The 26,752-nt window shown below is 53.9% G+C and carries 26 protein-coding genes; 15 read left to right on the top strand and 11 right to left on the bottom strand.

Going from position 1 to position 26,752, the window contains the following annotated elements; all coding sequences use genetic code 11:
• Nucleotides 1-2 precede the first annotated feature (2 nt).
• Nucleotides 3-1,016 (top strand): phosphotransferase, encoded by a 1,014-nt coding sequence (locus BCV73_RS16560; RefSeq protein WP_089547949.1) that lies wholly within the window; start codon nucleotides 3-5, stop codon nucleotides 1,014-1,016.
• Nucleotides 1,017-1,125: 109 nt separating this feature from the next.
• Here the strand turns inward: BCV73_RS16560 and BCV73_RS16555 are convergent, their stop codons facing one another.
• The 4 genes from BCV73_RS16555 to BCV73_RS16540 all read right to left on the bottom strand — a co-directional run bounded on the left by BCV73_RS16555 (nucleotide 1,126) and on the right by BCV73_RS16540 (nucleotide 4,282).
• On the bottom strand, nucleotides 1,126-1,833 hold the full coding sequence (locus BCV73_RS16555; protein WP_089547948.1) for a hypothetical protein: 708 nt from the start codon (nucleotides 1,831-1,833) through the stop codon (nucleotides 1,126-1,128).
• 184 nt (nucleotides 1,834-2,017) lie between these two features.
• Complete coding sequence (locus tag BCV73_RS16550) at nucleotides 2,018-2,245, bottom strand: sulfurtransferase TusA family protein (RefSeq protein ID WP_076171113.1); 228 nt, start codon at nucleotides 2,243-2,245, stop codon at nucleotides 2,018-2,020.
• Nucleotides 2,246-2,292: 47 nt separating this feature from the next.
• Nucleotides 2,293-3,363 (bottom strand): YeeE/YedE family protein, encoded by a 1,071-nt coding sequence (locus BCV73_RS16545; RefSeq protein ID WP_089547947.1) that lies wholly within the window; start codon nucleotides 3,361-3,363, stop codon nucleotides 2,293-2,295.
• Nucleotides 3,364-3,481: 118 nt separating this feature from the next.
• Nucleotides 3,482-4,282, bottom strand: a complete 801-nt coding sequence (locus BCV73_RS16540) for a helix-turn-helix domain-containing protein (protein ID WP_256992882.1) — start codon at nucleotides 4,280-4,282, stop codon at nucleotides 3,482-3,484.
• 223 nt (nucleotides 4,283-4,505) lie between these two features.
• Between BCV73_RS16540 and BCV73_RS16535 the strand changes: the two genes are divergently transcribed.
• Entirely contained in the window at nucleotides 4,506-5,972 is a 1,467-nt protein-coding gene (locus tag BCV73_RS16535; protein ID WP_089547945.1) for a sulfatase family protein, read from the top strand.
• Between the two features lie 115 nt (nucleotides 5,973-6,087).
• Here the strand turns inward: BCV73_RS16535 and BCV73_RS16530 are convergent, their stop codons facing one another.
• From BCV73_RS16530 to BCV73_RS16520, 3 genes are all read right to left on the bottom strand, one after another.
• Nucleotides 6,088-7,050, bottom strand: coding sequence for a serine hydrolase domain-containing protein (locus BCV73_RS16530; RefSeq protein ID WP_089547944.1), 963 nt, complete (start codon nucleotides 7,048-7,050; stop codon nucleotides 6,088-6,090).
• Between the two features lie 216 nt (nucleotides 7,051-7,266).
• The gene (locus BCV73_RS16525) at nucleotides 7,267-7,857 is read right to left on the bottom strand and encodes a YjgB family protein (protein WP_089547943.1); all 591 of its coding nucleotides are present in this window, start codon (nucleotides 7,855-7,857) and stop codon (nucleotides 7,267-7,269) included.
• Nucleotides 7,858-8,005: 148 nt separating this feature from the next.
• A complete protein-coding gene (locus tag BCV73_RS16520) occupies nucleotides 8,006-8,803 on the bottom strand; it encodes a lipase family protein (protein ID WP_318670971.1) in 798 nt (265 codons plus the stop codon).
• A gap of 79 nt (nucleotides 8,804-8,882) precedes the next feature.
• Here BCV73_RS16520 and BCV73_RS16515 point away from each other — a divergent pair, with 79 nt between their 5' ends.
• Nucleotides 8,883-9,245 (top strand): DUF488 domain-containing protein, encoded by a 363-nt coding sequence (locus BCV73_RS16515; RefSeq protein ID WP_256992881.1) that lies wholly within the window; start codon nucleotides 8,883-8,885, stop codon nucleotides 9,243-9,245.
• 185 nt (nucleotides 9,246-9,430) lie between these two features.
• Here BCV73_RS16515 and BCV73_RS16510 read toward each other — a convergent pair whose 3' ends face one another.
• The gene (locus tag BCV73_RS16510; RefSeq protein WP_256992880.1) at nucleotides 9,431-10,363 is read right to left on the bottom strand and encodes an AraC family transcriptional regulator; all 933 of its coding nucleotides are present in this window, start codon (nucleotides 10,361-10,363) and stop codon (nucleotides 9,431-9,433) included.
• Nucleotides 10,364-10,419: 56 nt separating this feature from the next.
• Here BCV73_RS16510 and BCV73_RS16505 point away from each other — a divergent pair, with 56 nt between their 5' ends.
• Both BCV73_RS16505 and BCV73_RS16500 read left to right on the top strand, forming a co-directional pair.
• On the top strand, nucleotides 10,420-11,727 hold the full coding sequence (locus BCV73_RS16505; protein ID WP_089547941.1) for an ADP-ribosylglycohydrolase family protein: 1,308 nt from the start codon (nucleotides 10,420-10,422) through the stop codon (nucleotides 11,725-11,727).
• A gap of 178 nt (nucleotides 11,728-11,905) precedes the next feature.
• The gene (locus tag BCV73_RS16500) at nucleotides 11,906-12,730 is read left to right on the top strand and encodes a sugar phosphate isomerase/epimerase family protein (RefSeq protein WP_089547940.1); all 825 of its coding nucleotides are present in this window, start codon (nucleotides 11,906-11,908) and stop codon (nucleotides 12,728-12,730) included.
• Between the two features lie 106 nt (nucleotides 12,731-12,836).
• On the opposite strand, the gene BCV73_RS16495 is transcribed toward BCV73_RS16500, so the two are convergent.
• Complete coding sequence (locus tag BCV73_RS16495; protein ID WP_089547939.1) at nucleotides 12,837-13,691, bottom strand: helix-turn-helix transcriptional regulator; 855 nt, start codon at nucleotides 13,689-13,691, stop codon at nucleotides 12,837-12,839.
• A gap of 198 nt (nucleotides 13,692-13,889) precedes the next feature.
• Between BCV73_RS16495 and BCV73_RS16490 the strand changes: the two genes are divergently transcribed.
• From BCV73_RS16490 to BCV73_RS16480, 3 genes are all read left to right on the top strand, one after another.
• A complete protein-coding gene (locus BCV73_RS16490) occupies nucleotides 13,890-15,770 on the top strand; it encodes a beta-L-arabinofuranosidase domain-containing protein (protein ID WP_089547938.1) in 1,881 nt (626 codons plus the stop codon).
• A gap of 211 nt (nucleotides 15,771-15,981) precedes the next feature.
• Nucleotides 15,982-16,875 carry an AraC family transcriptional regulator gene (locus BCV73_RS16485; RefSeq protein ID WP_256992879.1) on the top strand — a complete coding sequence of 298 codons (894 nt, stop codon included), beginning with the start codon at nucleotides 15,982-15,984 and terminating at the stop codon, nucleotides 16,873-16,875.
• Nucleotides 16,876-16,979: 104 nt separating this feature from the next.
• Nucleotides 16,980-17,990: a phytanoyl-CoA dioxygenase family protein gene (locus BCV73_RS16480; RefSeq protein WP_089547937.1), complete on the top strand. Its 1,011-nt coding sequence runs from the start codon at nucleotides 16,980-16,982 to the stop codon at nucleotides 17,988-17,990.
• Between the two features lie 119 nt (nucleotides 17,991-18,109).
• On the opposite strand, the gene hmpA is transcribed toward BCV73_RS16480, so the two are convergent.
• A complete protein-coding gene (gene hmpA, locus BCV73_RS16475; RefSeq protein WP_089547936.1) occupies nucleotides 18,110-19,330 on the bottom strand; it encodes an NO-inducible flavohemoprotein in 1,221 nt (406 codons plus the stop codon).
• 272 nt (nucleotides 19,331-19,602) lie between these two features.
• Here hmpA and BCV73_RS16470 point away from each other — a divergent pair, with 272 nt between their 5' ends.
• From BCV73_RS16470 to BCV73_RS16450, 5 genes are all read left to right on the top strand, one after another.
• The gene (locus BCV73_RS16470; protein WP_089547935.1) at nucleotides 19,603-20,364 is read left to right on the top strand and encodes a sigma-70 family RNA polymerase sigma factor; all 762 of its coding nucleotides are present in this window, start codon (nucleotides 19,603-19,605) and stop codon (nucleotides 20,362-20,364) included.
• 93 nt (nucleotides 20,365-20,457) lie between these two features.
• Entirely contained in the window at nucleotides 20,458-21,279 is an 822-nt protein-coding gene (locus tag BCV73_RS16465) for a VOC family protein (RefSeq protein WP_089547934.1), read from the top strand.
• Nucleotides 21,280-21,283: 4 nt separating this feature from the next.
• Nucleotides 21,284-22,081, top strand: a complete 798-nt coding sequence (locus BCV73_RS16460; protein WP_218828152.1) for a VOC family protein — start codon at nucleotides 21,284-21,286, stop codon at nucleotides 22,079-22,081.
• Nucleotides 22,082-22,085: 4 nt separating this feature from the next.
• Nucleotides 22,086-22,871, top strand: coding sequence for a VOC family protein (locus BCV73_RS16455; RefSeq protein ID WP_089547932.1), 786 nt, complete (start codon nucleotides 22,086-22,088; stop codon nucleotides 22,869-22,871).
• The gene (locus tag BCV73_RS16450) at nucleotides 22,868-23,371 is read left to right on the top strand and encodes a GyrI-like domain-containing protein (RefSeq protein ID WP_089547931.1); all 504 of its coding nucleotides are present in this window, start codon (nucleotides 22,868-22,870) and stop codon (nucleotides 23,369-23,371) included. Before BCV73_RS16455 ends, BCV73_RS16450 begins: the two co-directional genes overlap by 4 nt.
• A 166-nt stretch (nucleotides 23,372-23,537) precedes the next feature.
• Here the strand turns inward: BCV73_RS16450 and BCV73_RS16445 are convergent, their stop codons facing one another.
• The gene (locus tag BCV73_RS16445; protein ID WP_089547930.1) at nucleotides 23,538-24,347 is read right to left on the bottom strand and encodes a phytanoyl-CoA dioxygenase family protein; all 810 of its coding nucleotides are present in this window, start codon (nucleotides 24,345-24,347) and stop codon (nucleotides 23,538-23,540) included.
• Nucleotides 24,348-24,481: 134 nt separating this feature from the next.
• Here BCV73_RS16445 and BCV73_RS16440 point away from each other — a divergent pair, with 134 nt between their 5' ends.
• Both BCV73_RS16440 and BCV73_RS16435 read left to right on the top strand, forming a co-directional pair.
• Nucleotides 24,482-25,300 (top strand): helix-turn-helix domain-containing protein, encoded by an 819-nt coding sequence (locus BCV73_RS16440; RefSeq protein ID WP_089547929.1) that lies wholly within the window; start codon nucleotides 24,482-24,484, stop codon nucleotides 25,298-25,300.
• Between the two features lie 151 nt (nucleotides 25,301-25,451).
• The gene (locus BCV73_RS16435; protein ID WP_089550282.1) at nucleotides 25,452-26,606 is read left to right on the top strand and encodes a serine hydrolase domain-containing protein; all 1,155 of its coding nucleotides are present in this window, start codon (nucleotides 25,452-25,454) and stop codon (nucleotides 26,604-26,606) included.
• Nucleotides 26,607-26,752: the final 146 nt, after the last annotated feature.

Below are 26,752 nucleotides of genomic sequence, written 5' to 3'. Positions count from 1 at the left end.
TCATGCTGACATCGATATTAAACCAATATCATTCCTCCTGGAGAGGAGAGATTACACAGGGAGCAAGCGGCTGGAACAATACGACCCGGTTTATTGAAGGAGCGGAGGGGCGCGGCGTCCTGCGAATTTACGAAACGCATCGGGACTTGGATAAAATCCGGTTTGAGCACGCCGTGCTGGCATCGCTTGCCCGGGACAAACTGGACTTCCGCACACCTGTACCGATACCTGCCCTGACGGGCGATACGATCGTCCAGCTGGATGACGGGAGCGGACGTTATGCTTGCCTGTTCAAATACATTGAGGGCATCCGACCCGAATCCACCGGTTTTCGGGCCGCGTATTCCTTCGGGGAAGCGGCGGGCTGCCTCTCCGAAGCGCTCAGCCGGCTCGTGGTTGCTCTGTCACCCGCCTACCGGCCCTACTATGAGCTGGCCCACTCGTATCCGGGGTGCAACCCGGAGCGGGTGGGGCAGTTCTGCATCGCGCCGCCTGAGCCCTTCTGCGGCTTGGAGGGCCCGCTTCGCAGGATCGGGGAAGCTCACAGGGAGGTCATCCGCGAACTTGAAGGGCTGGAGCGCCTGCCGCATCAGCTTGTGCACGGGGACCTGAATGTCTCCAATCTGCTGGTGGATGCAGACAAGCCTGAGCAGGTCACGGCGCTACTCGACTTTGAATTTTGCACCCGCGACGTACGGGCAATGGAGCCCGCGGTCATCCTTCCGGGGCTGCTTAGGGACGATCCCGCTACCGGCATGGAGGCGGCCGTTCAGTTTTGCCGCGGCTTCGGCAGCCGCGTCCGCCTGGCTCCGGATGAAATCCGGGCGATCCCGGTGCTGATGAAGCTGCGGAACGTGGACGTGTTCCTGCATTTTATGACCCGGTACGAAGAAGGTACGGACGGCCCCGAGGTGCTGCACGAGCAGATTCCGGCCATTGGTGCCGAACTCGCACGGCTTGAACGGGACAGAAGAGCGGTCGAAGCTCTGCTGGAACGATACCTGCGCCCGGAATGACAGCAAAGGCGATCTCCCCAGTTAATGGGAAGGTCGCCTTTATTTTCGGGAAGATCATACCTAACTTAAGAACCATTTGCCATTTTGCGATGATTGTAAGGGTCGTTTCCTATTCATGTGGAGCAGCAGACGTTGATGCTTGTCGACCAGGGCCTCGATCGAACGATAGGGATAAAAATTGTTGCGTGTATTTCTGTGCTTCTTCAAATCTCTTCCTGTTTCTGCAGTAGCGGGAAAGCATCATGAGAATCGACAGGTAGATGGTCTGCTCTTCCGGGCGCATATCGTCATGCTGATAAGCATCAAAGCGCTCCGTCAAAGGCGCGATATACTCATCGACGTTAAGATCCTGGGAAAGGGCACATTCTAATAGGGTCAGCAATCCGGATAACGTTTCGGACGGATGCTGATTTAGAAAATGGGCGTACTCCTCGAGTTTTGTAATATTTCCCGATAGAAGTTGTACAGACAGCGAATTGGCATAAGCATAAAAAGCATATTGGTCGAGTATCCGCTGGCTGTGTTCGCTTCCGTCCAAAAACCGGCAAAGATCTTTGTACTGTTCAATGCACTTCAGCGATTCCCCGTATTGCTTGTCTTTTTGATAGCCGATTCCCTTCATCAGCAGACTATATCCTATATAATAAATAATCGGTTTTTGTGCCTGTTTATTGTGAATAAATGCATGATACGCGTCGTTATAGAGCTGATCCGACCGCCGAATCAGAAGTGTCCAATTTTCTAATGAATAGGCGTTGTTCAAGGCAGATACGGCCGTATCCAAATTCATATCTCCATCATTTGCGCAATCGTCCATGGGGTCCTCCTAGCATTCCTATTTCTTCCAATGAGTAGAGTATATAAGGTAGGCCGGTTACGGTCAATTTATTGAAAAAAAGAACACCGGGCGTGGTCTCTGCGATTTTTGCGGTTCAACAATCCAATACATGCAAAAAGGCGGCCTCCCAATATGACGGAAGGTCGCCTGCTTATGCGTTACATTATTTCTTTTGCACCGTAATCGTCCAGGATGCATCGTCGATCTGTTCGAAATTCGTGACGGTGTGGCCGGCTTCTGCTGCCCAGCGCGGTATGGCTTCGGTGGCCTGCGTGCAGTCGAAGTCGATGACCAGCTCGTCGCCGCTGTTCAGCTCTTCGATCGCCTGCTTGGCTTCAATTAACGGGAACGGACAGACCATGCCCAGAACGGCTAGTTTTTGTTGTTTCATGGAAGTAACCTCCTTAAGATGTGACTAGTTTAACGTAAAGCTCCTAATTAGGTTGTCGTGGTTTGCAGCGAAGCGGACTGCTTCAGCTTGGCTTTGGTGCGAGGGCGGACGTACACGAAATAAGAAGCCGTCCATGTGCCCAAAATCATAAACACGAGGGATACCCAGCCCTGCCATGTCATCATGGCGGTCATGACGAGACCGTTACCGATCGAGCAGCCGCCTGCCCAGCTGGCGCCGAAGCCCATCAGGATGCCGCCGGCAAAGCTCGAAACCGCCGTCTTTGCATCCGGAGCGCGGAAGCGGAATTCCCGGCTGCCTTTGGCGGCGATAAAGGATCCGACAAGGATACCCAGCACCAGGAACATGCCCCAGTTCACATACTTATCGCTGTCTCCCGTAACCAAGTACTGCAAAATGTTAGCGGAAGGCGTCGTGATCCCAAGACCCGACATGCGTCCGGTGGCCTCGCTCAGCGGCCAGGCCAGCAGGGCGATCAGGCCGACTAGAATGGCGGTAAAGAACGGATGCCAGCGTTTTTCGAACAGCAGATGGCTGAGTCCGGAACGCTTCGGCTTCATCGCCGGAATGGCCACCTTCGGTTTGCGCAGTGTACGGATGACCATCACGATCGTAATGATAGCTAGAAGGGCGATAAACGGCCAAACCGAAATGCCGAAGGTGTCCGGAATGGAGTTGGCCGGAGCCTCTACTTTCTTGATTCCGTTATTGAGCGGCGCCAAGGCACCCGATTTCATCGTGGCGCTCATCGCCATATAGCCGAACAGTGCGATCCAGCTGCCGATCAGTCCTTCACCGGCCCGGTACCAGGTTCCTGTCGCACATCCCCCGGCCAAAATAATACCAATCCCAAATATAAACGAGCCGATCACGGTAGCCACCCAAGGGAACGTGCCGGCGCTGAATTCGATGAGTCCAAGCTGGATCAGCGCAAACACGCCGATGCTCTGAATCGAAATGGCGATCAGCAGGGCATAAAACATGCGGTTGTCCTTGGTCAGATACATGTCCCTGAATCCGCCTGTCAGGCAGAAGCGTCCACGCTGCATGACGAAGCCGAGCAGGGCGCCGCACAGCAGGCCTGTTAACATCAACATGACGTCATTCTCCTCCTTTTCGTATATACGAGTAATTCACTTTGTTTTATCGGTATTTATGATTCTAACAAACGGGCAGGAGAAGTCAATGGAGAAATGTTCCAATGAGGCTGACATATCACGTGATCGTGTTGATGAGCGGAGGCATGCCTGACCGCTGTGACTGTGTAACGTATTCGGTAGGGGAGAGGCCGCAGTATTTTTTGAACACCCGGTGGAAATACGAAGTATCGTAGTAACCGAGGTACTGCGATATGCCCGCGACCGTCATATTTGAGCCCAGCAGCAGGCTGCAGGCCTCCTGCATGCGCAGCTCATGCATATAGCGGATCGGAGACCGGCCATACACTTCTTTGAAGACGGCGGTTACGTAATTGGGGGAGCGGCCGATCAAAGCAGCCAGCCGGGCAATCTCGATCTGCTCCCGGTAATGCTCCAGCAGATAGGCTTTGACCGCTTCGGCATATTTCAGCTTGCTCGGTGTCAGTGCGGGCTGTTCGAGTTCCCGGGCAATCATACCAAGGAGCTCCTGCAATATTCCAAGACAGATGATGGAACGGTAGCTTTTCCCGCCCCGCATCTCTTCGTACAGCCTGTCGCAGCGGTGATAGGCGTACTGGCTTGGGGAGAGCCTGAACTTGATGAAATGTCCTTGATCCACGAACGGAATTCCCGTCTCAGCCCCGGGCTCGAATGTAAATAAAACGGTATGTTTTTGGTGGGGAATGCCGTCCTTGTTCTCTCCTGAACGGCGGGCTCCGCGGGGGATGAAGAGCACGTCCTCCGCTTCGGCAATCACAACACTGCCATTAATCTCATACCGGACCTGGCCCTGCCGGACGACGACCAGAACGTTGTACGGAATCGTCTCAAGGTTGGTCCTCCATTGGGGAATTTCATTGTCGAAATTTACACTCATGATTTGAAGCATGCGCTGCACCTCTTTATTCCAAAACTTAATAAAACCCTATCATAATGCAGACTTCTCGTAAAATATGTTTCCTTGCATTCGGCATAAATCTTATAAATTGCGATAGAAATATACATCAGATCAATGAAATGTACATGGACGCATATGGAGCGTCACGCCTATAATTCAGCTGCAAAGGCATTTCATATTATCCGGAGAGGACGGATGAACGATGAGAGTGTTACTGCTGGATTTGGATTCAACGAGACCGGACCACCTTGGCTGTTATGGCTACCACCGCAATACGTCGCCGCATATCGACCGGGTCGCGGCCGAAGGCGTACGCTTTGACAACTACTATACATCAGACGCTCCGTGCTTCCCGTCGCGTACGGCATTGATGACGGGCCGTTTCGGCATACATAACGGCGTCGTGGGACACGGCGGAACCGCGGCGGACGTCCGGTACGAAGGAGCTGACCGCGATTTCCATGACAAACTCGCGTCAGAGAGCTTCCCGGCGGTCTTCCGCCGCGCGGGCATGCGGACAGCCCTAGTCAGCCCATTTGGGGAGCGGCATTCCGCCTGGACCTTCTATGCAGGATTCAACGAAATTTACAATACGGGCAAGGGCGGCATGGAGTCGGCCGAGGAGGTCACCCCCGTTGTGCTGGATTGGATCGAGCGGAACGCAGACCAGGAAGACTGGCTGCTGTACGTGAACTACTGGGATCCGCACACCCCTTACCGGGCGCCGGCATCGTTTGGCAATCCGTTTCAGGACGAACCGCTTCCGGAGTGGATCACCGAAGAAGTGCTGGAACGCCACAAGCAAAAGGTTGGCCCGCACGGCGCGAACGAAATCAATATGTATAACAGCAGCACGTCGCCTCATTTCCCCCGCCATCCCGGCGACATTCAGAACATGGACGATTTGCGGAGGATGATCGATGGCTATGACTGCGGCATCCGGCATATGGATGACAACATCGGGATGATTTTCGATCGTTTGACGGAGAAGGGGGTCATGGACGACCTGGTGATCATCATCACCGCCGACCATGGCGAAAACATGGGCGAGCTCGGCATTTACGGCGAGCACGGCACCGCCGACCAGGGCACCTGCCGGATCCCGATGATCATCCGGTGGCCGGGGATGCAGAAGGGGATTTCCGATGATTCCCTGCACTATCATCTCGATCTGGTGCCGACCGTCGCTGAACTGCTGGGCGTTCAATCTGCGCCTAGCTGGGACGGCCGCAGCTACGCCGGTACGCTCCGCAGCGGAGAGTCCGGCGGAAGGGAGTACCTCGTCGTCTCACAGTGCGCCCACGTATGCCAGCGCAGCGTACGGTTCGGGGACTGGCTGTATACCCGCACGTACCATGACGGATATCACCTTTTTGACAAGGAGATGCTGTTCAATATTACCGAGGATGCCCACGAGCAGAACAACCTGGCTCAGGAACGGAGGGACTTGTGCAAGGAAGCGGTCTACTTGCTGAACGAGTGGCATGACGAGATGATGATGTCGATGAAGTTTGACGTCGATCCGCTGTGGACGGTCATTCAGGAAGGCGGGCCGTATCATGCGAAAGGGCATCTGCCGATGTACATCGAGCGGCTGGAACAGACCGGGAGAGGGCATGCCGTGGACGAGCTGAAACGCCGCCATCCGCGGGAGTTTGCACAGAAATAAGCGGTATGCGGCGGGAACGAAGACAAGGGGCTATCGATTGGCGATAGCCCCTTTCTTTATTGCCTGTCTGTGCTGACCATGCTGGCAACGGCAGTTTACCATGCATCGGCGCAGCTTAGTTCAAATCTTCGAGCAGCAGCGGTGCGATGAAATCGAGGAACACATTCGCCGGATGCCGCTCTTTTTTACGCTTGTCATCGGTCAGGACCACTACCGTCTCCAGGATGGGGACGATATAGATGAACTGTCCCGCATATCCGCGGGCGTAAAAATAGTCAAATGAAAGCGGGGATGCAGCAGCGGAATGACCACCAAGCCCGGCTCCAAAAGTATCCGTCCACCAATGCCAGCCGTAGAAGCCGCGGTTTGGCGGACCGGCGGGGATGGACGGCTGTACGGACCGGTTCACAAGCTCACGGGGGATCAGCTGCCGCTGCTCCCAGCGTCCCTGCTGCAGATACAGCTGCCCGAACTTCAGCAAATCCCCGGGACGGAGCCATAAGCCGTAGCCTCCGGTGTGGATCCCCTGAGGGTCGGACTCCCAGCGATAGTCTTCGATGCCCAGTGGTCGAAACAGATTTTCCTCGGCGTACCGGGCCGTTGACTTGCCGGCGGCTTGAACCAGGATCGCGGACAGAAGCTGGGAGCAACCCGAGCTGTACTCCATCCGGGTCCCAGGTGTTTCGGAAATCGGCTGCTCGAGCACAAATTCGACCCAATTGCCGGTTCTGGTCATGCGCGGAAACGATTTGATCCCGCCGAATTCGCTCCATTCAAAGCCGGCTGACATCGTCAGCAGATGCTCCAGCGTAATCTCCCGCTTGCGTGGATCGGAAGCGGAACGTAGCTGCGGGAAAAATTCGATGATCGGCGTCTCCGCACCCGGCAGGATGCCTTGGTCCATTGCGATGCAGATCAGGGCTGACAGAAAGCTTTTGGTGCAGGAATTGACCTTCGCCTTCTCGTCAGGGATGCGGGGATGACGGTAGTGCTCAAACACCAGCCTGCCGTTTTGGCTGATCAGGCAGCTTCTCAGGTCGACCGGTGCGATCATTGAAGCGAGTGCAGATATATTCATGGGAATCTTCCTTTGTTAAGTATGGCTTTTGTGGCATGACGCCGCTTATCCATTATGGCAAACTGACGCCTCCCGGACAAGGTTCGGACGATGCTCCAATGGCTATTTTCGATCGAAGGACCATCACGTATAATGAATACTTAGCCCGCTTGAACCTCATCTATACACGCAAAAAGACAGCGGCTTCAGGTGAACCACTGTCTTCGGCGAAGGCTGTTATTTGGTTAAAAGGTTAATATGATCAAGCTCCGTGCTGCTGTTGAAAATAAACTCAAGCTTATAGTTGCCGCGGTTGTACGTCAGCTTGGTCTGTGTCTTCTTCCCGGTTTTGAAGGTGGACACCGAACTTGGTGCATACCAGTTCTGCTTCAGCATCTTCATCGTAATGCCGCCGATATTGGTCTGGCGTTCGACGTTAGTGCCGAAGTAGCGCATTTCACGGATTTTGCCGAGCTTATAATGGATGGCGTAGCCGGGATTGCCCATATTCGCGCTGTATACATCGAAGCCATCGGCATCCTTCATCGGATTTTCGGGTTCCCCGATCTTGTGCAGGACATCCTGCCGGGTGCTCTTACCAACGCTGAGGCCGCTAACCGCCCCCGGGAACTGGCCTTTCAGCGCCGGTTTGTAGAAACTGTTCAGCGTCTGGAGTGCCTGCTTGGATGCGTAACCTGCATCGGCTGCCGCAGCAGCGTTTGCTTGATGTACGGAATATGTCGTGCCTGCGCCAACGGCTCCCAGGCCTACCATGCCGGCCACGGTTATGGCCATGATTGCTTTTTTTGCCGGTTTTGTGATGTTCATGCTGTATCCTCTCCTTGTAACTTCTGGGGTCTCTATGTTTTTATTACCCATTCTGCGTAAGATTCAATTCTTCTACAGCATAATAGAACCCTAAGGAGATTGGGTTACGATTCCGTGAAAGAATATGTCAATTTTGACACGGATGGCGTTAAAGGACGCGTTCAGGGAACGGACAGAAGCCAGGGTTGGCTGAGGACAGCATCTTGGTATATTCCGGCTGAAGCTTGGATAACTCGTTGAAATAGCTGGAGATGACGTGGTTCCCTCCAAAGGATCCGAGCTGAAAATGCCGGGGTGACAAGTTCTTTACATGGCTGTAATAAAATGTTTTGGACCGTTTCGGCAGTTTGTATACGGCAGGGGGCGCATGGGTCACGACATCAAACAGATTGGCGATGCGAAAGCTGTTGGGGACATAGCTGGCACAAGCCTTGGCAAAGGCCGGATCGCCTACCCGCGGTGAACCGAATGTGAACAGGTAAGGGGAGCGGAAGCCGGTATTGGCTGCAACATCGACCGCGCATAAGGTCGCCAGCGCCGCACCAAGGCTGTGACCGGTAATAAACAGCGTCTTTCCGCGGGATACCTTAGCCAGTGTCGAGATAATGCGGGTCCTTGCGGAGGCATAAATGTCCGTGAAACCCCGATGCGTCATACAGTCTTCTTTAATGTATTTGTATTTCTTCTGAGATGCGATCAGGTCCGCGATCCAGTTGGTCGTCGTGCTGGTTCCCCGAAATGCAATGATGACCTCTTGATCCGAATCGAGAATAAAACCGAAGCGTTCCCAGTCGTTCGTAATGGACCTGGCCTCAATCGTCTCAAGCCGTGTGTATGGAGAAGGGACGACAAACGCCCCGTCCGCATTCTCAAATTGAGCATAGGTCTGTCCGCAGATGGCCGCCAGAAAAATGGTACGCTGCTGCAAATCGTCTGCCTTGCTCATACGCATCCCGCCTTTCACTCCTACACTATATTAAGAGGGTAAGGATCGGGTGCTTGGGCATGAATAGTCTAATAAGGAGGTGTCCACCATTCCGATTCATATCAAACGGGTCTATGAAAAGCCTGAGGCATCGGACGGCAAACGAATCCTGGTCGACCGTCTTTGGCCAAGGGGACTCACGAAAGAGCAGGCCGCGGTCGACGAATGGATGAAAGAGATCGCGCCCAGTCATGAGCTGAGAAAATGGTACGCGCATCGGCTGGAGCATTACGAGAAGTTCAAAGAGCTCTACCTGCAGGAGCTGCAGCAGGACAAGCCTTCCCAGCTTTTACGGCAAATCCGGGAGATGGCGGAGGATTGCACGGTTACGCTGTTATATGCCGCGAAGGATACCACCATGAATCAGGCGATCGTGCTCAAAGAAATCATGGAAACGTCGTAAGCACCGCGGGCTGGCCGGATCGTTGTAGTCGTTTACTCTCTCGTATATCATTCCGGTGACCGTCATGGCGCCTCCATAAGCCCAAGGGCAGCAGGGGGCGCCATTTTGAGTTGGTTGAGCCGCGTCTCTAATTGTCTGCCAATCACAAATGATTTTGCCGCAGCACAAAATATTTGCTGCCTCTGTCATCTGTTTTTGGACCGCCATTGGCTCGGGGCTTCGCCCATCAGCCGCTTGAAGTGCCGGTTGAAGCTGGATAAGGTCGCATAGCCGACCTCCTCGGAAATAGCCAAAATGCTGCTGCCGCTATGGCACAGCAGGGCAGCCGCAACCTGAATGCGCACGTTGTTGATATAGTCCAGCGGAGCCATGCCCATGCATTTGTGGAAAATGCGCCGGAAATGGGTGACGCTGAGGCAGCATAGCTCGGCTAACCGGTGGATCGGGACCGGTTCCATATAGTGCTGGGAAATGTACTCGAGCGCTTTTGAAATTTGCTGCATCGCCCGCCGGTCGGTCCCGCCAGCCGCAGTTTCTGCTGTGCTGCTCTCTTGAAGCAGCAGCTGCCTGCCGATCAGCGTCAGGAGCGTCCAGATGTATCCTTTTACAGCCGATTCATATCCCGGCCCGTGTTTCTCCAGCTCCTTCATCGCGCGATCTGTCAGCCAGACGACCTCAGCGTGATCACCCGGGGTGACGATGTTGTTGAACCGGGAATACGTATCGGTTTTGACCCGGTCCCAGAATCCGGAAGACAGCTGGTCAGACGAAAAGAGGGCGTCCGCATCAATAAAGCAGAAATGCCACCTGCTTTCTTTTCCCTTTAAGCTTTGGGCAAGATGCAGCTGATTCGGAAAGATGATGCTCACATCCCCTTGGGTGTAAGGCAGGATTTTGTCTTCAACGAAAAAGACGCCTGAGCCTTCCAGACAGTAGCCGATCTCAATGCAGTTGTGAAAGTGCAAATACGTAATCTCGTTGTCTCCCTGGATATAATTGCTGAGCCAATCCACGGGGAAATCGGAAGGAAGCATATAAAGCTGGGAGACGACTTTATAATCAAATGGTCGATTCTGCACAGTTTTCAGTCCTTTTTCGGCGGAAGTCATTGTTTTCATTATAATAAACTATCCTTGAACGAAAATCATTGATCTTGGGAAAGGAGTTTATTGATATGGCTTATCCTAAGGAACCGAGGATCCACGAACTGGCAGGCAAAATTATTGAGTACGGGCGGCTCGCGCACGAATACGGAGGACGGGGCGTGGCCGATGCCTGGAACGACGTGGAAGAGAAGATGAAAGAAACGTTGGAGAGACTGCAGGGATTACCCATTGACGCCGAGCTTAAGGAGCGGGAGCCGGACGATCTGCCGTCCATTCGAGCGCAGCGTACTGAAGGACCAAGAAGGCTGTGGGCATCGTTTGACAAGTCGGTCTACAAGGAAAAGCTCGAAGGGGCGATGCTCGCCCGTTTTGCCGGATGCACGCTGGGGGCGCCGGTGGAATTCTGGGAAGTGAGCGACATGGAGAAATGGGCCGCATATATCGGGGATGCCTTTCCGCCACAGCATTATTGGTCCAAAATCAAAAATCCGAACGATCTCCGTTACGGCAAAAGCACCTTTTATGAATATACCTTGGAAGGCTTGTCCCAAGTCCCTGTCGATGACGACATTACTTATACGATCCTCGGACTGCTTATTGCCGAAGAGCATGGCCTCAACTTCACAACAGAGGATGTGGGAAAGAGCTGGCTCAAGTACCTGCCGGTTGCTTGTACTGCGGAGGAGGCTGCGCTCAACAATTTGAAGGCGGGCATCCCGGCGCTGCAAGCAGCTGACGTCAACAATCCGTTCTGCCAGTGGATCGGTGCGGATATCCGCTCGGATCCGTGGGCTTACATGGCTCCGGCGTACCCGGCGAAAGCGGCGGAATACGCCTATCGGGATGCTTATTTGAGCCATCGGCGGAACGGGATTTACGGGGAGATGTTTTTCAGTGCTGCGCAGTCCGCGGCGTTCGCCGTCGATCATCCCGATCAGGCGCTCCGCATCGGCTTGACCGAAATTCCGAAGGAATGCAGCCTTTACAAGGATGTGGAGTGGGCGCTTGCCGTAAGCGGTGAAATCCATGATTACAAGGAAGCCAGGGCGGCGGTCGATGAGCGCTTCAAGGGAATGTCGGGCGTGCACACCAACAACAACGCCTGCTTGACGGTGTTCGGCCTGATGATCGGGGGGACCGATGTGTCCAAGGTGATTTCGGAGACGGTTGCCATGGGACTGGACAACGACTGTACGGCTGCGACGGCCGGCAGCATCGTTGGCGCGATCGTCGGGAAATCCGGCGTACCGGAGCATTGGGTTGAGCCGTTTCACGATACGGTCACAACGTATATGACGAACGCGGAGAAGTTTCAGATCAGCGACCTGGTCGACCGATTTACCATCCTTGCCGGCAAAACACATCACGAATCGTAACTTGGCGACGTCGGCCGTAGTTCTTTGTAAGAACGATCCAGTGTGAATCCGTATGTGATCGAACAAAAGACATATCAAATCCATCCACGAATCATGCCCTTGGATCCATGGACAACTGGCGGAGGATCGGAAACAATGGGGGAAACGGTGTCCAATCAACCGGGAGAGGTGGAAAAGGATGAAACTCAAATTGATCAAGGCGTTGTGGGGCATGGAGGGAACGGGTACATTGGAAGAGCAGGTGGGGCGTATCGCTTCCGCCGGTTATGATGGCGTTGAGGCGCCCCTGCCGGCACCTGACGACGAACAGCGGTTTAAGGAGCTCCTCGCAAGCCATGGGCTTGATTACGTAGGGATGATTTTTACCGAAGGGCCAGACCACTATGCTTCTTTCGAAGCACAATTGGAACGGGCAACGTCGTTTGGGCCGATCCATGTTACTGCGCATTCCTTAAGGGACTATGTCCCGCTGGAGGAGCAGATCGATTATTTCCGGCGGGCCGTTCAGCTTGAGCAGCAGCTTGGCGTCAAGGTGGGCCATGAAACCCACCGGGGCAGAGCTTTATTTAATCCCTGGGATACGGGGAAGGTGCTGAATGCGGTCCCTGGACTTGGACTGACGGCCGATTTTAGCCATTGGTGCTGCGTTACCGAATCGACGCTGGAACATTTCGAGAGCGAGCTGGACCTGGCTATCGCCCGCACCGTACATATCCATGGGCGTGTCGGTTATGCGCAGGGCCCTCAAGTTCCGGATCCGCGGGCACCCGAGTACGCGCATGAAGTCGCTCGGCATTTTGACTGGTGGAACCGGATCGCCGATGCGAGGCAGCAAGCCGGTGCCTCCGAATTGACCTTTACGCCGGAATACGGTCCGCCGGGTTATCTTCACACGCTGCCTTTTACCAATCAGCCGGTGACGGATTTGTGGCAGGTATGTAAGTGGACGGTAGAACAATACCGTGAAAACTTTGAACGAACCCAATCCGTGAAAGCCACCTGACAAACATGAGTGAACCTATGTAAAAGAATGCAAAAAAGGCTGCCGCAGTGCTTCAACCGCATGCGGGCAGCCCTTTTGCCATGGATGCAGGTACATCTGGCCGAAATTATTTTCGGTAGAGCTGCCGGAAAGACTTCGGGGTATGACCAGTATATCTCGCAAAGCTCCTAACGAAATAAGGAAAGGATCCGAAACCCGTCTGCTCGGCGACGCGTCCGATCGGATCGTCGGTATGGATTAGAGTTTGCTTGGCCTGCTCGATCTTGTGCCGCATTAAATACTCCAGCGGCGTACAGCCGAACGTCTTTTTCATACATATAGCGATGTAGTTGGAATGAAAGTGCAGGGCTTCCGACATCCGCTTATAGCTGATGGGCTCCCGGTAATGCCGGCGAAGATATTCTCCCGCCAGTTCCGCCACCTTCAGATGTGGATTCTGTACTTCTCCCCCTTCCGTCTGCTGCAGCATGGACAGCAGGTCCTGAAAGCAGATCTGCTGCTTCCAGCGGGCGGATACAGTCTGTTCCGGGTGCAGCAGCATCAGCCTGCGGAGGAGCTCTTCCACTTGACTTGGGAGAAGCGGGGCTCCTTGCTGGGAAATATAGATTGAGAATTTCTCGATCTGATAGAGGGGATGGCCTTCAAATGCCGGTAAAGAGGAATCCTGCTCGGAAACTTCGTTCCAGCTGCCCAAGGTTTGAAAATGCAGCCAGTAAAAATGCGTTTCTTCCAAACAGGGCCGGGCGGTCCGGTGCGACCGGTCGGGCCGTAGGATGGCGTAATGTCCCGCCGGGACGGTGAGCATCGTAAGCTCTTCCTCCAGAAACAGGCAACCCCTCGTCACGAAGATCAGGTCAAAGACCCCGATGCCGCTGCGGTCCGGATGGATTCCGCCAATCGGGTAGATGTCCTCCCCGCAGGTAATGTAATGGGGCAGAGGCGGAGCGATGAATTGAAACATGGCGATCCTCCTTCCTTCGAATCGAATTGCTTCTATCATAAAGGATTGCATATGGCGAAGCCATATGTTTTGCCTGCATGATGAGGTTGTGATCGGACAAAAACATGTTGATATCCGGTATCGGTAAATAGCGGGGGACATGGTATATTTCATAGCGTTAGCCGAAGTAAACCGAAGATGAAAAGGGAGTGGCGAGCTATGAAATTCGTTAAAACCGCTTTTGAACAACTGCCGCTTGGCGCGGTTAAACCTTCCGGTTGGCTTAAGGAGCAACTGATGATTCAAGCAAAAGGTCTTACCGGGCATTTGGAGGAGCATTGGGCGGATGTCGGGCCCGAAAACGGGTGGATCGGAGGCAGCGGAGAAAGCTGGGAACGCGGACCGTACTACTTGGACGGACTTCTTCCGCTTGCCTATTTGCTAGAAGATGAAAGGTTGATCGCCAAAGCCAACCGGTGGGTTGAATGGTCGCTTGCGAGTCAACAGGACGATGGCCACTTCGGTCCGAAACGGATCGAAACTGTCAACCGTGAGGTCGATAAAAAGCACGATTGGTGGCATTACATGATCATGCTGAAGGTCATGATGCAGCATGAAGAAGCGACGAAAGATGAGAGGATCGTTCCCTTTCTGACGAAATTTTTCGGCTACGTCCGCCGCACCATTGAAGAGAATCCGCTGCAAGGCTGGGCGAAAACCCGGGGAGCAGAAATGCTGCTCTGCCTGGTATGGCTGTATAAAAGGACGCAGGATCCTTCGCTGCTGGAAGTGGCGGAGATCGTGGCCAAGCAGACGACAGACTGGTCCGATATTTTTTACGACTTCCCGTTCTGGCGCAAGGTAGAGGAGTGGGACTGGACGACGCATGTGGTCAATGTGGCGATGGGGATCAAGACGCCGGGTGTTTTGTACGAACTGACCGGTGATGCCGTCTTAAGGGAGGCTGTGCACCGCGGAATCGATTCGCTGATGACATACCACGGTCAGGCACATGGCATGTTTTCGGGTGACGAGTGGCTCTCTGGCACGCACCCGAGTCAGGGTGTCGAGCTGTGCGCCGTGGTGGAATACATGTTTTCGATGGAGCAGCTGACGCGGATATTCGGCGACGGCAGGTTCGGCGACATTCTTGAGAAAGTGGCGTTTAATGCGCTGCCGGCGGCAATCTCTCCGGATTGGACTTCCCATCAGTACGATCAGCAGGTGAACCAGATTTTGTGCAACGTCGCTCCCCGCAGCTGGGTGAACGGGCCTGACGCGAACCTATTCGGCCTGGAGCCGCATTTCGGCTGCTGCACCGCGAATATGCACCAAGGATGGCCCAAGCTGACGTCGCACTTGTGGATGAAGGACCATGAAGGCGGGCTTGCAGCCGTTTCCTATGCGCCGTGTACTGTCGAGACCCCGGTTGGCAACGGTTCCTTGGCCAAGCTGGCTGTCAGCGGAGAATATCCCTTCCGGGACCGTGTCTCCATTTCAATCACTTTGGAGCGCCCGGAAACATTTACGGTTTCCTTGCGGATCCCGTCCTGGTGTACACAGCCTGAAATCCAGATCAACGGTACACCGGTGAACGTTCAGACCGAGAACGGCTATGCCAAAATCAACCGCGAGTGGGCGAGTGGAGACAGGATCGAACTGACGCTGCCGATGGCCGTCAACACGACGTCGCGCAACCTTTATGCGGTCAGCGTAGAGAGGGGACCACTTGTCTATGTGCTGCCGGTCCGGGAGCAATGGCAGATGGTGCGGGAGCGTGAAATGTTCCATGATTGGGAGCTGTATCCGGGATCGGCCTGGAAATACGGCCTGTTGGCCGATACCGGCTTTGAGGTAACCGAGGCGGATATTCCAAGCCAGCCGTTCTCCGCGGATGGAGCCCCCGTGCGGATCACAGCATCGGGACAGCTGGTCAAAGACTGGAAGATGGAAGGCAACAATGCAGGCACACCGCCCATTCATCCCGACTGTAACGGTCAGCCTGTGGCGGAGCTTGAGCTGATCCCTTACGGTAGCGCGCGGCTGCGGATCGGTGAGTTCCCGCTCATCGGCAGCCGGAAGCGGTTCAAGGAGCAATAAGATAAGCTCTGCTAGACAGGGCTTCTCACCCTGCACGGCAAGGCGTGTGGAATCCGTCCCGGGTTCGCTCTAAAGAGAGAGATGCCGCAGGGCATGCGGTCATCTCTCTTTTTTGGGCTGCAGGGCGCGGTTTAATCGTGTATCATGCTATTAAAACGAGCGGTTCCGATCCGGCAGCGAGAGGGCCAGAAACTAGGGAGGTTGTGCATCGTTGCTTACATTACCCGTCATTCATGCCATGGGGGACATCGCCGTGAAGCCGGGATCCGTTCTCGGGATGCGTACGATCGACGATTTCGAATTGGTATACTTCCCGGCAGGAACCCGATCCGTTTATGAAATCGACCGGGGGCCGTTTGCGCTGGACCGTCCGGGAGTCGTGTTCACCTGCCCCGGAGAACCGCACCGGTACCGGTTTGATCCTAGCCTTCCCACAAGGCACTTATTCGTTCACTTCGAATTTGCTGCATTTCGGGAAGCCTTCTGCAGGCCGGACCACGATCGGGAACATTTCCGTGACTGGTCGGTCATTGCCGGAGGGAGCCTGATTCCCTCCATGCTTAAGCAGATGCTGAAGATCGCACATATCAAGCCGACCGGCTGGCAGCGAAGGGCGTCCGTTTTGCTGATGGGTGTCCTTGAGGAATGGCAGGCGATCGAGGAAGACGAGTCGATGTCGGCCGCTTCGCTGCCTGCTCCCATCATGCGGGCCATGGACTATATGGAGCAGCATCTTCACCGCCAGATTACCATTGAAGAAATCGCCGCCAGCTCGGGCTGGACCCATGAGCATTTCACCCGGATGTTCGTCCGCTGGATGGGCATTCCGCCTCAGAAGGCGCTGCTGGAACGCCGCCTCCGGAGAGCTGAACAGCTCCTTATTCAGGCAGAGCGGACCATCAAGCAGATCGCTTACGATGTCGGGTTTACCGATGAGCACTACTTCTCCCGCATGTTCAAGCGAACCCGTGGAATGACGGCCCTGGAGTTTCGTGACCGGTTCGCGGATCCGTTGTTCCGGCATTTGGCCGTCATCGAGGAAGAGGAGGCCGCGTATCCTTTGAACCGGCATTTTGTCGTACTGGATCACGGTGATTCCCGGTAAAGCGGATATCAAATCCGTCCACCGTTTTCCGTGTCCTCTCCATTGAGAACGCTTACGAAATCCTTCACACTTAAGATAATCAATGCGTGTGGAGGGGATCAACCATGGGGCAGACGTATGTGCCGAAAGCCAAATTAAGAGAGGACCGTTATTATGTAACGGTGGAAGAGTATAAGCAGTATCACAGGGACGGATTCGTCATCGTCCGAGGGCTGCTGGATCCGAAAGAAATCGAACAGTACGCCGTGTGGGCAGAACGGCTGCGGATCGAGAATGAAGGAAAGCGCGAGCAGGCATCCGAGGAGGATACTGACCCGCTCAAAGCGGAGTTCGCCGAAAAAACGCGGGTTCATATGATCTCCCGCCTCTATCCGGAAGGGGAGCAGCTGATGCTGCATCCCCGAATACTCGACGTGCTTGAGGCGCTTACGGGTCCGGATGTGTATGCCCTGCAGTCCATGATCTTTTTTAATCCTCCGGGAAAAGGGGGACAGGGATGGCATCAGGACGCATACTACATCAAAACCCATCCCGATACGCTGATCGGAGCCTGGATCGCGCTTGAGGATGCCGATGAAGAGAACGGCTGCCTGTGGGTGGTTCCCGGCTCCAACCATGAGCCGATTTATCCGCCGCCGGGAGATCATGGCGGAAACGTTCACGCCAGGGAGGCGTTTTCCGATCTCCATTCCGTGGAGCATGTCAGTCACCTGGATGACGAAGTCAACACGCTGTCGAAGGTGGTGTCCCATTATCCGGACCCGATTCCGGTTCCGTTAAAGCCTGGGGACGTGCTGTTCTTCCATTCACACCTGTTTCACCGCTCCTACCCGAATCGAACGACGGACCGTTACCGCCGATCGTATGTGTGCCATTACTGCAATGCCCGTTCGTTTGTTCCATGGGACCATGACGGCTACGAGGGCGACAGCGGGAATTACCGCCAAATCTTGGCGCGCGGACGGACGCATCTGGCATATGCCGAACCGCTATTCGATACGCCGGTTGATATTACGCAGCATGATGAGATTTCCGAGTCCACCAGCGTGACGATGATGGGGATGGACGACGGCATGATGATGCCGGTCGTTCAGGAAAAAGACGAACAGGACTGAACCCCGATACCTGGATTTTTTTGGAGTAATGATTCAAGCCTGCAGTATCTTTCATAGAAGAAGAGCCCGGCAACTTTGCCGCGCTCTTCTTTGTTTTGAAGGCGTCTGCCCCCAATCTGCTATTCTTCATCCAGTATGGCGATCGGACTGAAAGCTTCATAATGAATGCGCTCCTTAGGGATTTCCAGCTCTTTCAATGCTTGATTGATTGCTTTCATGAAGGAGACGGATCCGCAGAAATAATACAGCGCCGGCCCGGACGGAAGAATGGAGCGCAGCCACGCTGCATCAACATATCCCTTGTGTGAAAAGCTTTCTGAGCCCAGGTCTTTCTCGGTTGGAGAAGAATACGCCGTGAAGCAGCGCAGGTTCGGGTGGCTGTTGGCCAGCCTGGCAAGATGCTCCTTGAACGGATGGTTGTTCCCGTTCGCGGCCGCTTGCACAAAGGTTACTTCGCGGCCTGGAGATTGATCGGCAACGGTATTGATCATGCTCATCAAGGGAGTAACTCCGATTCCTCCGCCGATGAGGACTAGATGGTCGTCGGTATGGTCCAAGGTGAAATCACCTGCCGGCGCAGAAAAGAGGAGAGAATCCCCTTCTTGAATGCGGTCATGCAGATCGTTGGATACGATCCCGGCCGGCTTCCCCTCGTTCGAACGCTCCCGCTTCACGCTGATCCGGTAATAGCTTTTGCCCGGGGCGTCCGAAAGGCTGTAATGACGAATGTGCGTATACTTTTCGCCCGGAACTTGCGCTTTGATCGTTAGATATTGGCCGGGTTCAAAGCCAGCAAGAGCCTGTTTGTCCGAAGGCTCTAGGTAGAAGGAGGTCACATCGTCGCTTTCCGCTACTTTCCGGGTAACCGTAAAGCTGCGGAAACCTTCCCATCCTCCGGCTTGTTCTTTTGCTTCTTTATAAAGGTCCTGTTCGATTTGAATAAAGGCCTCGGCAATATATTCGTATGCCTTACCCCACGCACCGATAATTTCATCGGTAGCTGCACTTCCGAGCACCTCCTTGACTGCCTCGAGAAGCGTCTCTCCGACCAACGGGTATTGCTCCGGTTTTACGCCGATAGCCCGGTGCTTTTGGGTGACCCTGGTAATGACCGGCATGATGGCATCCAGATTCGTAATATGTTCACCCGCGGCGTATACCGCATAACCCAATGCCTCCTGCTGCAGCCCGCGCTTCTGGTTGGTCTGGTTAAAAAGGTTGTAAAGATCCGGAGCCTTGGCAAACAACAATTCGTAAAACTTTTTTCCGATTTGCTCGCTGTGCTGCTTAAGAACAGGAGCAGTCGATTGAACGATCTTGATCGTTTTAGAGTCAAGCATGTCTGTTGAGCCTCCATCCATATTTCATTGCCAACCATTAGCTTGACCGATTTCATTTTGCATTAATCAAAATTTTCCCAAACGACGGGGGGTAGAAATGCAATACAGGGAGGGGGCAAGAACAGAATATTTTTTTGAGAAAAAAGAGGAAAAAGCAAAATAGAGATAGAATATCTTGAATAGGAACATTTGTTTGCGTGGTGCTTTTTTATTAACAATCCCAAATAGGCAGGTCATATGCGACGTTGGGACAGGGGAGCGAGGTGAGTTATATGACGGAAACAACCCTTAATTCTTCCTTCCCGGGGGAATTTGCCGGATTATTGGCCGAAGTGAGACCCCAGCTGCTGCAGTACTGCCGATCGCTGACCCATCGGGAATGGGAGGCCGAGGACCTGGTTCAGGATACCATGGTCAGATTGATGAACCGGTGTATACAAATGCCGGAGATGACCCTTAGCAAGCCGTATATGTTTCGCACGGCCCGCAATCTTTGGATCGACCGCTGCAGGTCCAGCCGGAGGCTCGTCACCATGTCGGTCGAACAATTTGAATCGGCTTACGGAAGTGAAACGGAACCCTTCGCGGACAACCTGATCACCCGCGATCTGCTGGAAGAGCTGATGTACCGGCTGAAGCCGAAGGCTTTCGTCATGGTTCTTCTGTGCGACGTATTCGGGCTTACCGCCAAGGAAGCGGGAAACTGCATCAACATGGCGGAGGGGGCCGTTCAGGTTGCCCTTTCCCGGGCGCGCAAACGGCTGCGCCTGCTGGCGCTCCATACGCCGGAAGGGATTTGGAGCGATGCACGCTCGCCGCTGAGTCGGCCGGGCGATCCCAAGTCGGCAGCCAAGCTTCTGGAAGCGGTTGCCGCTGCTTTTATCCGCCATGATCCCCGCTTGATTTATGAAGCTTATCTCCGGGTGTACGAGAACGGCTGCCGCATTGCGGACATCCGGACCCGCGATGGTCGATTTTATTTTACTTTTCAGGATCCGGACGGCAATGTTTTTATGGTGAGCGAAACATTTTAATCAACATCTTAGGGGGAGTGTGTATGGTTGCAGGCGGCTTCATCGTTATATACACGTGAGGGCATGAATCACATAGAGAGGAGGTAGAGTTTCATGCCATCAGGCGGCGCTTCATTTGTATGCATCGACAGAGTCATTCTGCCGGTCCCTGATGCCAAGGCGGCTGCGGAATGGTACATCAACGAGTTTGAATTCAGGATCGGGCGCAGAGGCAGTAAGGAGATCGACTTGCGGATACAAGCTGGGGAAACATTGCTTACGCTGACGGAACATTCCGGAAACCAGCGTTATCAGCCGCTTATCCACCTGGACGCCTCTGGCCACGTTCCATGCTTCAACTTCTATTGTCATTGGGACGATTTGCACAGCGGCTGGCTTCGTTCCAGGAACATTTCGGTCACGTCAACGATGCAGACGGATCACATGAACGTTTGCGAGATGATCGACCCATCCGGAAACGTGACCGGGATCTGCCATGAAAAAAGCAATTCGCTCTTCTACACACCGGCTCCCGGACCGGTTCCCCCGATGTTTCATCGGATTCTCGCCGTTTTTCTTCCCGTTATAGATTTGGAGTCCTCGATCCGATGGTACGTGGATATGCTTGGTTTTGAGCTGGTAAACCATTGGGGGCAGGGGGCGGATCTCAAAATCGGCAGGGGAGAAACGATTGTCACAATGATTGTTATGGACGAAGAGCTGCACCGTCAAACGTTGCTGAGGCTGGACGGCCAGGCTTATTATTCGCTGCAAACGCCCAGCATTCACGATGCTTACCGGCAGCTGTCCCAATTAGGCGTCCCGGCCGGGTCATGCCGGGAACAGGATGGAGTCAACAGGTTTCACATTTGTTCTCCGGAAGGTTTAATCATCCGTATATCGGAAAAGGAGCTGATTCAAATTGTCTCAACATGAAGAAATGAATCGCACTACCGCGATCCCGTTCGAGAACCGAATTGCGAGCGTATTTGTGCATGTCACGAATCTTCGGCAATCTGCCGAGTGGTACAGCCGCCTGCTGGGTCTTCCGATCAAGGAAGAACGGTTAAACGGCGGACCGGTGTATTGGTTTGATTTTCAAGGTACGCACCTCATCCTGGATTCCAATTCGGGGAACAGGCAAAATCCGGATTGGAGGGAAGACATGATGCCGCGCATGATGTTCCCTGCCAAGGATATCGACGCTGCATACCTCTTTATTCGGAAACAAGGCACGCCTCTCTCTGAACCGGAAAGACACGGGCCGATGGCATACTTTAACTTCCGCGATCCGGAGGGGAACGTACAGATGGCATGCTGGGCGGAAAACCGCGAGGAAGACCTCTCTTTGGCAGGATTAAGCCGAAGTCCGATTTTGCCGAGAATCGGCGGCGTATTTGTTGACGTGAAGCTTATGCCTGCGGCTGCCCGGTGGTACTCGGGACTGTTTGGTGTGGAATATGATGAAGCGGCCGCCGAGCAGCGGATTTATTCCGTTCCGACGGCATCCGGTGCCGCGCTTCTGCTTGACCATAACCGTCATCTGAACGGGGAGTCGTTTTCGGAGCTGTTTTATTTCGAAACAGAGGATTTTGACGGGGCACTCCAATTTGTAAAGTCTAACGGCTTTGAGTTGGCCGGTGAACCGCAAATCTTCCCTGACCTGAGCGAATTTGCACTTCTGGACCCAGATGGGAACCGGATCATCATTGCACAAATGAACGAGGAAGGACATTGAAGGCATGCCAAAACAAATCAGCAGTTCGCTAACCGTGTTATCCGTTTCGGATGTGGCCCGATCCAAAGCCTATTACCGTGACGTGCTCGGCTTTGACGTGACAGAATGGTGGGCCCAGCGTGATGGATTATCCGGGCTAGCGCTCAAGCTTCATCAATCACCGGATCCTGCCCGGATTTATCCCAATCCTCCGGAACCCGGCTCCGAACTCGGAATCGACGTCTCGGCTTACGTTGACACCTGGGCAGCGCTGGACAGTCTGTATGAGGAGTTCAAGTCCAAAGGGGCCGTCTTCGCCATGGAGCCGACGATTTTTGCGGATGGCGGCCCGTGGAAGGAGTTTGTGGTCGAAGATCCGGACGGATATCACCTGGCGTTCGGAGGCGTGGACGGAAGCCGTGCCCACTGCAGCATCGACCCTCATATCCAATCTGTATTTTTATGGGTGAGGGACCTTAACCGCGCGGTGGAACGCTATTCACAGCTGTTGGGGCTTGAGGTGCGGAAACAGGACCGATATGGCCATCTTCATGTGTTTCGTCTTGACAACGGTTCAGAGCTCATGCTGGATTCCAACGGTATGGAGGATGTTCCTATAGCCGAGAAGGGGCCGATTCTTTTTAAACTAAGTACATATGACATCGATCAAGCCGCGAAGGAAGCGCAGGAGATCGGTTTCGACATCGTATACGGCATCCAGCGGCTTCCGCAAGTATCCTTCTTCAATATCAGAGATGAGGACGGCAACACGATCATGATTTACCAGGAGCATACGGGGGTGTCGTCATGAACATAGAAATCGTGGAAAGGCCGGAATTGAAGGCGGCCGTGCTGCAAATTCCGAGAGACGGACGCCTTGTGCGGGATGCCTGGGCCCAAGTGTCTGCAAGGCTTAAACATCACCCTGGGGTTGCGGATCGGGAGCATGGATACGTATTTATTCCGGAGTGGCAGTGGTCAACGGAAGTGACCACGTTATGGGTCGGCATGGTGGTGGACCATTTCGAAGGACTGCCTGCAGAACTTCAGCAAATCACCATTCCGGCGAAACGCTATGCCAAGCTCACCGTCCGTGGGAATCGAACTCATATGGAAGAAGCGTACGGCGCGTTGTTCGGTTGGTTTGAGCAAGGGCCTTATGAAAGGGATGTACGTGATGGCTCATTTGGATATGAAATGAACCGGCTTCAACCGGTAAATCCCTTTGAAATTCCTGCCGATGACATCGACTACTTTGATTATGATATTTATGCACCGATCAAGGACGAAACGAAATTACAGATATACTGATACCGATCGTATCGTGATTCTGCGGAACTGAAGGGGCAGACCCTCCAAGCGTTTGCTTGGGGGGGATCCGCTGTGAATACCGCCCCTGTCAGCGTGGCCAGAACGGCTGCTAATCTCGTAATTCATCCTGCACGCTTGTTTGCCACATGAAGAATTCATTGATTCATTAGTGCGGGTAAGCGGTGCCGAATTCGATGCCGCAAGGACCGCCGTCCGGATTGACATCGAGATCGACCTCACTTCCGTCCCTGCGGAACAACGGCCGATAAAATGAACTGATCTGGGTAGCGGAAGCGTTGGCATAATGGCAAATAAAAGCACGCCGGAAACGATTCTGCGATTTGTTGCGGTAAGACCCGTGGATCAGATTACCGTTGAAGAACAGAACGTCTCCCCGGTCCATGATGGCGGGAACGGCTTTCCTGTCTTTTGGCGGCTTGACCAGATGAGTCGTAAACGATTCGCTGGAGTCTGCTTCCTCCGGGCATACCAGCGCATAATCGCTCGTTTTGGGAACGATGAGCATTCCGCCGTTTTCTTCATCCGCCGGGTCGATGGCGGTCCAGGCCGCAATGCAGTTACCCGGTTCGACCTGTAAGTAGAAGTTGTCCTGATGCAGCGCTTGCCCGCGTGAGCCCGGCGGTTTGTAATAAAACATGCTTTGTGCCGCCAATGCTTCCTCGCCGTACAAATCGGCGAGCACATCCATCACGGGTTTATGCAGCATATACTTTTTTGCGGTAGCATTGAACCGGTGGGGATGCATGACGCGAGGATATCGCTTCAGCGGATCGCCAGCTTCCTGATCGAGCACCGGCTCGAAGTGTCCGGGTACGACGGTGTTGCCGATCTCTTCGAAGGTAGCGTCGATGTCTCTCAATTCATCCGGCTGAAAAAGCCCCTTTACGATTAAATACCCTTCCGTTTCAAACATTCGCAGCTGTTCTTCCGTCAAAACTTGCGGATTCGTCTGCATGGGGTGTCCCTCCCTGATTCGTAATGGATACTGATTGACAATAGCATACGGTAACTCTATGTTAAGGAGAAGACTGAAATCTGCTATTAAGTCACGGAATCCTGCTATCATCCGAAATGAGGGGAGGTGCGAATATGTCAGGGTTTATTCGTCAACCAGACGTCCTTGAAGGAACTGGCGCAGCGATATTCGGTGACCATTTTGAAAAAGATGACACCTACAGACTTCACCGGCCAGACGGGATGAGGGACTGGCTGCTGGTCTATACGCTTAGCGGCGAGGGTTACTTCCTGACACCCGGCGGAAAGAAGGGGTGCGGAGCCGGGCAGCTTGGCCTGCTCCGGTCAGGCGTGCCGCATGAATACGGGACGGTCCGCGGATCATGGTGGAATTTTTTATGGATCCATTATCCCGGACTCCCGGAAAACGCTTATCTGCCCGAAGATGACATCCTGATTGAAACGCTGTCCGAAGAACGCATCAAAGACCGGATCGAGCGGGCGTTTCGCAACGTCCTTCAGGATTCACGCGACAGATCCGTTTTGTGGAAGCCCTTGTGCGAGAACACGATTCGTGAAGTACTGCTTCTGCTTGCGCAGCGGACGAAGAAACGGTTTGATCCCAGAATCGAACAGACGCTGGGCATCCTCTCCAGCCGGATGAAGGAGGAGATCAGGGTTGATTTGTTGGCCCGGGAGGTGGGGCTGTCCCCTTCACGCCTGGCCCATTTGTTTAAGGCAGAGACGGGCCGCACCATTGTGCAGCATGTCAATCAAATGCGCATCCGTCAAGCGGCTTTGCTGATGAAACATTCCGGAAGGCTGGCGGTAGAAGCCGCCATAGAGGTCGGTTTTGGTAACTACAACCACTTTGCCGACCAATTTCGCAAATATTACGGAGTTACGCCCCGTGAGTACCGCAATCCGTCCCCTACGATGGACAAGGGCTTTTAACGTTGAAGACCGATGGTTGAATCGGGTAGTAAAAGAGTGGTATATATGAACGAGATAGGCGGCCGCAAGTCGGCGTTCTTGACCCAGCAATGCGGGAGGCGGCATGATGACACACTGCGGAGCGCTACATTTTGTGAAAGGGGAAATGGCTATGAGCAGTTTCGAACGTTTGACCCCGCTGTTCAAAAGGTATATGGAACAGGGAGGACCTGCCGGTTGCGCCTGTTTGGTGATGCGCAGAGGTGAAACGGTCTATGATGAGAAATTCGGATATGCGAATTTGGAAACGAAGCAGCTTATCCAATCGGACACCATCTATCGCATATATTCCATGACGAAAGTCATCACATGCACAGCAGCTCTCCAGCTGTATGAACGTGGATTGTACCTGCTTGATGATCCGCTGGAGGAATATTTGCCCGAGTTCAAGAACCCGTCGGTATTTCGTCAAGATGAAAGCGGTAACATGGTGGCCGGCCCAGCAGCGGGTCCGATTCGCATCAGGGATCTCTTTACGATGACGTCCGGTCTCACCTATGGCGGCAGCGGATCGGAAACGGAGCGGTTAACGGGGCCGATTTATCAACAAGCGCCGGCGTCGATGGACGTGCGTGCTTTCACCCGCGCGCTGGCGGAAGTTCCGCTCGCCTTCGATCCCGGAACACGCTGGCAGTACGGCCTGAGCCACGATGTGCTCGGGGCGCTGATTGAAGTGCTGTCCGGACAGACGTTCGAACAATACTTGAAGCGGGAAATATTCGACCCGCTGGGTATGAAAGACACCTCTTTCCGGATTAGTGAAGGCAAGCGGGATCGTCTTGCCGTGATGTACAATCTTGCGGAAGACGGAACGCTAACGCCCAACAACTCGCTCGAAACCCCGTATCAACCGGAATGCCGGTTCGAGAGCGGCGGGGGAGGGCTGTTGTCGACGATCGGTGATTACGCCCGTTTCGCACAGGCTCTCGTTCGTGGCGGGGAACTGGACGGCTACCGGCTGCTGAGTCCAAAGACCGTTCAATTGATGGCGACAAATCATTTAACCCCACAACAGATGAATGATTACAATTGGAGGCATTTAAACGGATATGGTTACGGACTTGGCGTTCGGGTGATGATCGATCCGGCAGCGGGCGGCACAGGCAGCTCGATCGGGGAATACGGCTGGGCCGGCATGGCCGGTTCCTGGGTTATGATTGACCCGCAGGAAGACTTGACCCTCGTGTATATGCAGCAGATGCTGCCGAGCCGCGAGCCTTATATTGCGAACCGGATCCGCAACGTCGTTTACAGCGCGTTGGATTAAACAACCTAGAGATACGTTTTCGGTCTTTTTAATATTTTTACTGCGGCTTACGTCATCCACTGGACGTAAGCCGATTCTATTTCCGGGAGATGGCATAGTAGGTACCTTATATTAGTCAAAATGTACTTGTGTATTGGTCAGTTTGG

The sequence above is a fragment of the Paenibacillus sp. SSG-1 genome, assembly GCF_002224835.1.
GTDB classification, from domain to species: domain Bacteria; phylum Bacillota; class Bacilli; order Paenibacillales; family Paenibacillaceae; genus Paenibacillus_AQ; species Paenibacillus_AQ favisporus.
Note: the sequence above shows the minus strand (reverse complement) of the source record. Positions and strands in the feature narration are given on the sequence as shown.

Coding starts and splice junctions, on each gene's coding strand:
- BCV73_RS16560 (WP_089547949.1), top strand. CDS start 3: ATGCTGACATCGATATTAAACCAATATCATTCCTCCTGGAGAGGAGAG.
- BCV73_RS16555 (WP_089547948.1), bottom strand. CDS start 1,833: ATGGACGATTGCGCAAATGATGGAGATATGAATTTGGATACGGCCGTA.
- BCV73_RS16550 (WP_076171113.1), bottom strand. CDS start 2,245: ATGAAACAACAAAAACTAGCCGTTCTGGGCATGGTCTGTCCGTTCCCG.
- BCV73_RS16545 (WP_089547947.1), bottom strand. CDS start 3,363: ATGTTGATGTTAACAGGCCTGCTGTGCGGCGCCCTGCTCGGCTTCGTC.
- BCV73_RS16540 (WP_256992882.1), bottom strand. CDS start 4,282: ATGAGTGTAAATTTCGACAATGAAATTCCCCAATGGAGGACCAACCTT.
- BCV73_RS16535 (WP_089547945.1), top strand. CDS start 4,506: ATGAGAGTGTTACTGCTGGATTTGGATTCAACGAGACCGGACCACCTT.
- BCV73_RS16530 (WP_089547944.1), bottom strand. CDS start 7,050: ATGAATATATCTGCACTCGCTTCAATGATCGCACCGGTCGACCTGAGA.
- BCV73_RS16525 (WP_089547943.1), bottom strand. CDS start 7,857: ATGAACATCACAAAACCGGCAAAAAAAGCAATCATGGCCATAACCGTG.
- BCV73_RS16520 (WP_318670971.1), bottom strand. CDS start 8,803: ATGAGCAAGGCAGACGATTTGCAGCAGCGTACCATTTTTCTGGCGGCC.
- BCV73_RS16510 (WP_256992880.1), bottom strand. CDS start 10,363: ATGAAAACAATGACTTCCGCCGAAAAAGGACTGAAAACTGTGCAGAAT.
- BCV73_RS16505 (WP_089547941.1), top strand. CDS start 10,420: ATGGCTTATCCTAAGGAACCGAGGATCCACGAACTGGCAGGCAAAATT.
- BCV73_RS16500 (WP_089547940.1), top strand. CDS start 11,906: ATGAAACTCAAATTGATCAAGGCGTTGTGGGGCATGGAGGGAACGGGT.
- BCV73_RS16495 (WP_089547939.1), bottom strand. CDS start 13,691: ATGTTTCAATTCATCGCTCCGCCTCTGCCCCATTACATTACCTGCGGG.
- BCV73_RS16490 (WP_089547938.1), top strand. CDS start 13,890: ATGAAATTCGTTAAAACCGCTTTTGAACAACTGCCGCTTGGCGCGGTT.
- BCV73_RS16480 (WP_089547937.1), top strand. CDS start 16,980: ATGGGGCAGACGTATGTGCCGAAAGCCAAATTAAGAGAGGACCGTTAT.
- hmpA (WP_089547936.1), bottom strand. CDS start 19,330: ATGCTTGACTCTAAAACGATCAAGATCGTTCAATCGACTGCTCCTGTT.
- BCV73_RS16470 (WP_089547935.1), top strand. CDS start 19,603: ATGACGGAAACAACCCTTAATTCTTCCTTCCCGGGGGAATTTGCCGGA.
- BCV73_RS16465 (WP_089547934.1), top strand. CDS start 20,458: ATGCCATCAGGCGGCGCTTCATTTGTATGCATCGACAGAGTCATTCTG.
- BCV73_RS16460 (WP_218828152.1), top strand. CDS start 21,284: ATGAATCGCACTACCGCGATCCCGTTCGAGAACCGAATTGCGAGCGTA.
- BCV73_RS16455 (WP_089547932.1), top strand. CDS start 22,086: ATGCCAAAACAAATCAGCAGTTCGCTAACCGTGTTATCCGTTTCGGAT.
- BCV73_RS16450 (WP_089547931.1), top strand. CDS start 22,868: ATGAACATAGAAATCGTGGAAAGGCCGGAATTGAAGGCGGCCGTGCTG.
- BCV73_RS16445 (WP_089547930.1), bottom strand. CDS start 24,347: ATGCAGACGAATCCGCAAGTTTTGACGGAAGAACAGCTGCGAATGTTT.
- BCV73_RS16440 (WP_089547929.1), top strand. CDS start 24,482: ATGTCAGGGTTTATTCGTCAACCAGACGTCCTTGAAGGAACTGGCGCA.
- BCV73_RS16435 (WP_089550282.1), top strand. CDS start 25,452: ATGAGCAGTTTCGAACGTTTGACCCCGCTGTTCAAAAGGTATATGGAA.